The organism is Streptomyces sp. MZ04 (assembly GCF_004684775.1).
Taxonomy (GTDB): domain Bacteria; phylum Actinomycetota; class Actinomycetes; order Streptomycetales; family Streptomycetaceae; genus Streptomyces.
Genome location: NZ_SRIC01000329.1, coordinates 1 through 8635, shown reverse-complemented (window position 1 = coordinate 8635; position 8635 = coordinate 1). Strand labels below are relative to the sequence as shown.

Below are 8635 nucleotides of genomic sequence, written 5' to 3'. Positions count from 1 at the left end.
GGGCCGCGGGGAGCTGGCCCTTCAGGGGGCCCCATTCGTTCGGGTCCGGTACGCCGGGGGGCAGCATCTGGCGGCGCTTGGGGCCGCCGTGCTCCGACTCCCCCGGCTCCTTCGCGCCCGGCCAGGCCTTCGCGACACGGGCGGCGAGTACGAAGTCCTTGCGGAGGGGGTGGCCTTCGAAGGTGTCCGGGAGGAGCAGCGGGGCCAGGTGTGGGTGGCCCTCAAAGTCGATGCCGAACATCTCGTGCGTCTCGCGCTCGTGCCAGCCCGCGCCCGCGTAGACGCCGACCGCGGTCGGCAGGACCGGGGCGTCGTGCGGAACGGTCGTACGGACGAGGAGACGGCGTACGGGAGAGAGGGCGACGACGTGGGCGGAGACGAGGAAGCCCGTGCCCGGCTCGTCGACCGCGCTCAGCCAGTCGAAGTAGGTGCAGGTCAAGGTCGTGCGAGCGGTTTCGAGCGCGGCGATCCAGGAGGTGGGCGGGACGTCCACCGTCAGGAGGTCGTACGACTCGTCGGCCGTCGCCTCCGCGCCGAAGAGCTCCTCGACGGGGCTCGGCAGCCAGCCGGTCATGCCTGCTCCTCCTGGGAAGCCGGTGCGCCCGGCACCGGCGGCTTCACCAAGCCGCTCTGCAGCGCCGCCGCCGAAGGCCGTGCACCGCCGCCCCCGTACCGCTCCCCCAGCGACTCCCGTGCGATCTTCTCCTGGAGCTTGAGGATCCCTTGGAGGAGCGCTTCGGGGCGGGGCGGGCAGCCGGGGACGTACACGTCGACCGGGATGATCTGGTCGACGCCCTTGGTGACGGAGTACGAGTCCCAGTACGGGCCGCCGCAGTTGGAGCAGGCGCCGAAGGAGATCACGTACTTCGGCTCGGGCATCTGTTCGTACAGGCGCTTCACGGCGGGGGCCATCTTGTCCGTGACCGTGCCGGACACGACCATCAGGTCGGCCTGGCGCGGGCCCGGCGCGAACGGGATGACGCCGAGCCGGATGAAGTCGTGGCGCGCCATGGAGGCCGCGATGAACTCGATGGCGCAGCAGGCGAGGCCGAAGTTGAAGACCCAGAGCGAGTACCTGCGGCCCCAGTTGAGGACCACCTTCATCGGCTCGGGGGCCAGGCGGGAGAGCACGCCCAGCTTCTTCGGCTCGGGGAGCAGAACGGGCTCTGGGGTCACGTCCACGTCAGGACGCCCTTCTTGTATGCGTACAGCAGACCCACGGTCAGGAAGCCGAGGAAGATGAACATCTCCACCAGCGTCGTGGCACCGTAGCCGGGCGCGGCGAAGACCGTCGCCCACGGAAAGAGGAAGATCGAGTCGACGGCGAAGATGACATAGAGGAACGCGTAGACGTAGTAGCGGACCTGGGTGTGGGCCCAGCCCTCGCCGACCGGGTCGACGCCGCACTCGTACGTCAGGAGTTTCTCGGGGGTCGGCACGACGGGCCGCAGCAGCCGGCCGGCGCCGAAGGCCACGGCGACGAACAGCACGCCCACGATGGCGAGCAGCCCGACGACGGAGTACGACTGGTAGTAGCTCGCCGCGACGTTCGTCACGTACACGTCAGCCCCTTCACTCCCCGACCGCCTCTGGCGGCCTCTGACCGCCTCTGAAACTGATCACTGTTCGACGATCTGTACGCACGGGAGTCTAGGGCCTGCTAAAGGCGAGGTAAGCAGAGCGTCACGCTTCTGTCAGGACGGGTGGGGATATCCCCCGTAAGTCCGGGCGGTCCTCCTCATGGCATCGGAGCGTCCAGCCGGGCACCCTTGCGCGTATGACCGCACGCGCCCTGTCCCCTTCTCCTTCCGCATCCGCCGCATCCGCCGCGTCCACCGCGTCCACCGCGTCCACCGCGTACGCCGCGTCCCCGCCGCCCGCACGCTTCGCCGCGTACGACCGGCACACCTGGAAGGAGATCGCGCACCTCCTCGCCAATCTGCCGCTGGGCGTGGCCGGTTTCGTCTACGTGACCGTGGCCGTGGCGGTGGGCGGCGGTCTTTCCGTGACGGTCGTCGGTCTGCCGCTGCTCGCGGTCGCGCTGATCGGCGCGCGGAAACTCGGCAAGGCGGAGCGCGCACGGGCCAGAGGGCTGCTCGGCCTGCGGATCGACGAGCCGAGTCCGCTGCCCAGACAGCGCGGGCACGGCTTCTTCAGCTGGCTGTGGTCGAGCCTGAAGGATCCGGTGGGCTGGCGCGCGATGCTGTACGAGTTCATCCGGCTGCCCTGGGGCGTGGTGACCTTCACCATCGCCTTCACCGGCCTCTTCGTCCTCTGGCCCGTACTCCCCTACATCGCGCGCGGTCTGACCAACGCCGACCGGGCGATGGCGCGCGGGCTGCTCTCGCCCTCCGACGAACTGGAGCGGCGCATCGCCGAACTGGAGTCGGACCGGGGTGTCGTGGTCGACACCGCCGCCGCCGATCTGCGGCGCATCGAGCGCGATCTGCACGACGGGGCGCAGGCCCGCCTGGTCGCCCTCGCCATGGGGCTCGGCCTGGCCAAGGAGAAGCTCCTCGAAGACCCCGACACGGCGGCCGCGATGGTCGACGAGGCGCACGGCGAGGTGAAGCTCGCGCTCCAGGAACTGCGCGACCTGGCCCGCGGCATCCACCCGGCGGTCCTCACCGACCGCGGCCTGGACGCGGCACTCTCCTCCGTGGCCTCGCGGTGCACGGTCCCGGTGAAGGTGACGGCCGATCTGCCCGAACGCCCGGCCGCCGCGATCGAGGGCATCGCGTACTTCACGGTCTCCGAACTCCTGCAGAACGTCAGCAAGCACAGCGGGGCGCGCACGGCTTCCGTGGAGGTGTGGCGCTCCGACCAGCGCCTGCTCATCCAGGTGGGGGACGACGGCCACGGCGGCGCGAGCCTCGACGGGGGCACGGGCATGGCGGGGCTCGCGGACCGGCTCGGCGCGGTCGACGGCCTGTTCATCATCGATTCGCCGGAGGGTGGTCCGACGACGATCACGGCGGAACTTCCGTGGCGGGACCGGGACTGACCCCGACCGGGGGTCCCGACCGGGGGTCCCGACCGGGGGTCCCGACCGGGGGTAGGGAAAACCCCCGGTCCAAGACACCCACCCACCACATGGTCCCGATCCGGCGAGCCCAGCACGCTGGTAGTACACAGCGCACGCAGCGCACGCCCGCCGCACAGCGCACGCCCGAGCAGAAACGGACGACACCGATGGCCACGGAGTACGGACAGGAGTACGGACGCATGGACCGTTCGGAGTTCCGGGGTTCCGGCCTCGACGATCGGCGGCGCCGTGTCCCCGCCGGGCTGCGCGCACCGTTCGAGGCCCGCGCCTGGAAGGAGTTCGGCTATGTGATCCTCAGCCTGCCCATCAGCATCGTCACGTTCACGTACGCCGTCACGATGCTGTCGCTGGGTGCGGGCCTGCTGATCACGTTCGTCGGCATCCCGGTGCTCGCCGCCGGGCTCGCCGGCTGCCGGGGCATAGGCGCCGTCGAGCGGGTGCGGGCGCGTTCGCTGCTCGGCGTCGAGGTGGCGAACCCGGAGCCGCTGCGGCCCAAGGGCGGCGGCCCGATGGGGTGGATGGGCGCCGTCCTCAAGAGCGGTGTCTCCTGGCGGCACGTCCTCTACTCGGTCCTCCACATGCCGTGGGCGGTCTTCTCGTTCAGCGTGTCGGTGGTCTTCTGGTTCACCGGCTGGTCGCTGTTCACCTATCCGGCGTGGCAGTGGCTCTTCCCGATGTACGGCGGCCAGGGCGGCATCCAGCTCTACGGCGACGACGGGCACCGCGTGTACCTGGACAACCCCTTCGAGATCGGTGTCACCGCCCTCATCGGACTGCTGATCACGCTGGCCACCCCCTGGATCACCCGGGCCCTGACCACCGTCGACCGCGTCATGGTGGTCGGGCTCCTCGGCCCGTCGAGCCTGGCGACGCGAGTAGTCGAACTGGAGTCGGACCGGGGCGTCGTGGTCGACACCGCCGCCGCCGATCTGCGCCGCATCGAGCGCGATCTGCACGACGGGGCACAGGCCCGCCTTGTCGCCCTCGCCATGGACCTGGGTCTGGCCAAGGAGAAGCTGGCGGAGGACCCCGAGGCCGCGGCGCGCATGGTGGACGAGGCGCACGGCGAGGTGAAGGTCGCCCTCCAGGAGCTGCGCGACCTGGCCCGCGGCATCCACCCGGCAGTCCTCACCGACCGCGGCCTGGACGCGGCACTCTCCGCGCTGGCCGCCCGGTGCACGGTTCCGGTGCAGGTCGATGTGGACCTGCCCGCGCGTCCTGCCGCCGCGATCGAGGGCATCGCGTACTTCACGGTCTCCGAGCTCCTGCAGAACATCTCCAAGCACGCGCGGGCGACGCGCGGCACCGTCGACGTCTGGCAGGTCGAGGACCGGCTGATGCTCCAGGTCACCGACGACGGCGCGGGCGGCGCCGACGTGACATCGGGCTCGGGCCTCGCGGGGCTCGCCGAGCGGCTCGACGCGGTCGACGGGATCCTGGTCGTGGACTCCCCGGCGGGCGGGCCGACGACGGTGACGGCGGAACTGCCGTGGCGGGCGTAGCCCGCGTGAACGGCGCCTGGTCTCCCCGGAGTTGGGTACGTTCTGACTGATCGGCCGCTGATCGGACGTTGATCGGCCGCCGATCGGCCGCTGATCGGACGTTGATCGGACGTTGATCGGCCACAGGGGAGTTCTCGGGGGAGGCGCGTCATGCAGCGAGGGCGGCCCCGCTTGCGCGAGCGGATACAGCAGCGTCTGCGGGGAGAGGACCCCGCGGCCGACCCGGGCGCCGGGAGCCAGGCCGCGGACAATGGGCTGCCGTTCGACTACCGCGTGCGCGTCCTCGTGGAGATCCAGCAGGACCCGGATGAACTGGCCCTCGCCGAGAGCCAGTTGGCCGCCAAAGGCTGGCCGGTCCGGGCGCCCAAGCCGGGTGAGTACGCGCCGGGCGAGGTGACACCGTCGTACGTCCCACGGATCGTCGAGGTCCGCCTCATCGGCGCACGCGAGGGCGCGGCCCAGCACGCGCTGCACCAGGTCATGGACCTCTCCCACGCCAGAGAACTCGCCCTGCACGTAAGGGACGCGGCGCTCATCCAGCATCGCCCGGACCCGCACATCACGTGGAAGGTCCACCCCAAGCGGGTCCTCACCCCGCGCGAGCGGCTGAAGGAATGGCTGGGCATCGACCGCGGCGGCACGGAGGAGGATCCGCAGCCCGAGCGCGTGATCCGGATTCCGGAGGACGCGCCCGAGGCGGACGCGCTGGCCGCGGCGGCCTCGCACTCGCCGGCGTGGCCTCCGTTCGACCCGCTGGAGCACGAGGTGCGGCCCGCGCGGATCAACGAGACGTCGCCGATGGCGCTTGTGCATTGCGCCCTGGCCATCGCCGCGGTCTTCCTCACCGAGCAGGCCATCCGATCCATGCGCAGGCCGTTCGACACACAGTGGTGGCTCGACGCCCGCGTCCTGTGCATCGTCGGGCTCACCGTTCATCTCGCCGCCGGCGTCAAGTGGATCTACCTCCAGTCCCCGTCCCTGCGCACCGTCCTGCCCTGGGCGCTCCCGGTCGTCCTGCCCACCGCCTTCGCCGCGGTTCCGCAGGTGGGGCAGTCGGTGTACTCGGGCTACCTGTCGGCCTTCGGTCTGTCCGGAGAGGTCTCGGCCGGGGCGTGGCCGGACGGCCTCATAGCCGGGTTATGGGTGTCGCTGGCGTTTCTGTACGGCCTGATCGCCGGGGTGGGCGCGAGCGGTTGGGTGTTCCGGACAACGGCGCGTTCCGGCTCCGCCCTCAGCCTCACGGTGGTGCTCGGGGTGTACCTGGGGAGCGCCGCGGGCGTGTTCGCCCTCGCCAACGCCGTCACCGACCGCGCCGCCGACTCCGGCGACCGGGCCCTCGCCGCCGCGAAGGAGTACCGCACCCCCGGCGCCTACTACGGCCTCAAGGCCGACTTCATCTGCGTACGTCCGAAAGAGAAGGACGCCCCCGTCTACGGCGGCACCCTCCCCGCCGACCGTCCGCTGCTCACCTTCGGACCCAAAGGTGACCGCGTGTCCCTCTGGGATCCGAAGACGAAGCGGGCTCTCGGCATGCGTCTCGAAGACGCCTCCTTCGTGCCCGCCAAGAGCGAACACGGGAAAGCGGTCTGTCCACGAACCAAGTAACGCCCGCGCGTACGCGCGATACTGAGGTGCCGGGGGACTCAAGAACCAAATATGCCGGGGGGCCGTGAACGTGGAGGACAAAGTGCGGGTGGTCATCGCCGAGGATTCAGTGCTGCTCAGGGAGGGCCTGACCCGGTTGCTGACCGACCGTGGGCACGATGTCGTCGCGGGGGTGGGCGACGCGGAAGCGCTGATCAAGACGGTCGACGAACTCCACTCGACGGACGCGCTGCCCGACGTGGTGGTCGCCGACGTACGGATGCCGCCGACGCACACCGACGAGGGGGTGCGGGCCGCGGTCCTGCTGCGCCACCGGTATCCGGGGCTCGGGGTGCTCGTGCTTTCGCAGTACGTCGAGGAGCAGTACGCCACCGAGCTGCTCGCCGGGTCCAGCCGTGGCGTCGGCTATCTGCTCAAGGACCGGGTCGCCGAGGTCCGTGAGTTCGTGGACGCGGTGGTGCGGGTCGCGCAGGGCGGCACCGCGCTCGACCCGGAGGTCGTCGCACAGCTGCTCGGCCGCAGCCGCAAGCAGGACGTCCTCGCGGGTCTGACGCCGCGCGAGCGTGAAGTGCTCGGCCTGATGGCCGAGGGGCGGACGAACTCGGCGATCGCCCGGCAGCTCGTGGTGAGCGACGGCGCCGTCGAGAAGCACGTCAGCAATATCTTCCTGAAGCTCGGCCTCTCCCAGAGTGACGGAGATCACCGGCGCGTACTGGCCGTGCTGACCTACCTCAACTCCTAAAGGGCTGACACTCTGCCAGATATTTAGGGCGCAACAAGTCGCAACAAGTCGCAACAAGAGCATCGTCAACCAGGTCGAACCGGGCGCGAGTCACGCGTACGGGTCACACGCACAAGCCACGAGCGAGTCACGAGTACGGAGAAGGTCCTAGAACCAAAGGATGAGTGGGGGGCGTCTTCCATGTCGGGCCGGGGGGCGAGGCAGACTATGTCAAATCAGGGCAATTACACGTCTCAAAAGCGCGTCCATCATGCGAGCGAGCCCAGGAAGGCGACCCTTACCGACGTAGGGTGGGCCTTGGGAAGGCTGGTCTTCCGGCCTTTGCCGCTCAGCCGCCTCGAAGGAGGTCCAGTTCAGTGACCAGCCAGGTCAGTAGCCCAGCCGAGCAGGCCGACGAGGCAGTCGTCGGAGAGCAACGCAAGCCTGCTGGTGAGAAAGATGTACGCCGTCTGGACCGTGTGATCATCCGCTTCGCGGGTGATTCGGGGGACGGTATGCAGCTCACCGGTGACCGGTTCACTTCGGAGACGGCGTCCTTCGGCAATGATCTGTCGACGCTGCCGAACTTCCCTGCCGAGATCCGTGCTCCTGCCGGAACGCTGCCGGGTGTGTCGTCGTTCCAGCTGCATTTCGCCGACCACGACATCCTCACGCCGGGCGATGCGCCGAATGTTCTGGTGGCGATGAACCCGGCGGCTTTGAAGGCGAACATCGGGGATGTGCCGCGGGGTGCGGAGGTCATCGTGAACACGGATGAGTTCTCCAAGCGGGCGATGCAGAAGGTCGGCTACGACGTCTCGCCGCTGGAGGACGGTTCGCTGGATGGCTACAGCGTGCATCCGGTGCCGTTGACGACGCTGACGGTGGAGGCGCTGAAGGAGTTTGGTCTTTCGCGCAAGGATGCCGGGCGCAGCAAGAACATGTTTGCGCTGGGGTTGTTGTCGTGGATGTATCACCGGCCGACGGAGGGCACGGAGAGGTTCCTGAAGGCGAAGTTCGCCAAGATGCCGGAGATCGCGGGGGCGAACATCGCGGCGTTCCGTGCGGGCTGGAATTTTGGTGAGACGACGGAGGACTTCGCGGTCTCCTACGAGGTGGCTCCGGCCACGGCCGCTTTCCCCACCGGCACCTACCGCAATATCTCCGGGAATCTGGCGTTGTCGTACGGGCTGATTGCTGCGGGGCGGCAGGCGGATCTGCCGTTGTATCTGGGTTCGTATCCGATCACTCCTGCCTCCGACATTTTGCATGAGTTGTCCAAGCACAAGAACTTTGGTGTGCGTACGTTCCAGGCCGAGGATGAGATTGCGGGCATCGGGGCGGCGCTGGGTGCGGCGTTCGGCGGCTCGCTGGCGGTGACGACGACGTCGGGGCCGGGTGTGGCGCTGAAGTCGGAGACGATCGGGCTGGCCGTCTCGCTTGAGTTGCCGTTGCTGGTGGTGGATATCCAGCGGGGCGGGCCCTCGACGGGGTTGCCGACGAAGACGGAGCAGGCGGATCTGCTGCAGGCGATGTTCGGGCGTAATGGTGAGGCGCCGGTGCCGATCGTGGCGCCGAAGACTCCGGCGGACTGTTTTGGTGCGGCGTTGGAGGCGGCGCGGATCGCGGTGACCTACCGCACCCCCGTCTTCCTCCTCTCGGACGGTTATCTGGCCAATGGTTCGGAGCCGTGGCGGATCCCGGACGTGGATGAACTCCCCGATCTGCGGGTGCAGTTCGCTTCGGGTGCCAATCACACCG

8 protein-coding genes are annotated in these 8635 nt (G+C 69.3%); 5 read left to right on the top strand and 3 right to left on the bottom strand.

What is annotated here, in order from left to right:
* The 3 genes from E2651_RS37925 to E2651_RS37915 form a co-directional block, all read right to left on the bottom strand.
* Positions 1-574, bottom strand: a 574-nt coding sequence (locus E2651_RS37925; RefSeq protein ID WP_135335825.1) for an NADH-quinone oxidoreductase subunit C, incomplete at its 3' end; no start/stop codon positions are given.
* Positions 571-1182, bottom strand: a complete 612-nt coding sequence (locus tag E2651_RS37920) for an NADH-quinone oxidoreductase subunit B (RefSeq protein WP_135335824.1) — start codon at positions 1180-1182, stop codon at positions 571-573. The genes E2651_RS37920 and E2651_RS37925, both read right to left, overlap by 4 nt.
* On the bottom strand, positions 1173-1562 hold the full coding sequence (locus tag E2651_RS37915) for an NADH-quinone oxidoreductase subunit A (protein ID WP_135335823.1): 390 nt from the start codon (positions 1560-1562) through the stop codon (positions 1173-1175). The genes E2651_RS37920 and E2651_RS37915 overlap by 10 nt, the downstream gene beginning before the upstream one ends.
* Before the next feature lie 215 nt (positions 1563-1777).
* On the opposite strand from E2651_RS37915, the gene E2651_RS37910 reads away from it, so the two are divergent.
* From E2651_RS37910 to E2651_RS37890, 5 genes are all read left to right on the top strand, one after another.
* Positions 1778-3004 (top strand): sensor histidine kinase, encoded by a 1227-nt coding sequence (locus E2651_RS37910; protein ID WP_135335822.1) that lies wholly within the window; start codon positions 1778-1780, stop codon positions 3002-3004.
* Between the two features lie 221 nt (positions 3005-3225).
* Positions 3226-4548 carry a sensor histidine kinase gene (locus tag E2651_RS37905; protein WP_245239472.1) on the top strand — a complete coding sequence of 441 codons (1323 nt, stop codon included), beginning with the start codon at positions 3226-3228 and terminating at the stop codon, positions 4546-4548.
* 171 nt (positions 4549-4719) lie between these two features.
* Complete coding sequence (locus E2651_RS37900; protein WP_135335820.1) at positions 4720-6153, top strand: hypothetical protein; 1434 nt, start codon at positions 4720-4722, stop codon at positions 6151-6153.
* A gap of 82 nt (positions 6154-6235) precedes the next feature.
* On the top strand, positions 6236-6895 hold the full coding sequence (locus E2651_RS37895; protein ID WP_280922827.1) for a response regulator transcription factor: 660 nt from the start codon (positions 6236-6238) through the stop codon (positions 6893-6895).
* A gap of 356 nt (positions 6896-7251) precedes the next feature.
* The coding region (locus E2651_RS37890; RefSeq protein ID WP_135335818.1) for a 2-oxoacid:acceptor oxidoreductase family protein at positions 7252-8635 on the top strand (1384 nt) is incomplete at its 3' end.

Bases quoted from the DNA above. Each gene is read 5' to 3' on its own strand.
- E2651_RS37910 (WP_135335822.1), top strand. From the start codon at position 1,778: ATGACCGCACGCGCCCTGTCCCCTTCTCCTTCCGCATCCGCCGCATCC.
- E2651_RS37905 (WP_245239472.1), top strand. From the start codon at position 3,226: ATGGACCGTTCGGAGTTCCGGGGTTCCGGCCTCGACGATCGGCGGCGC.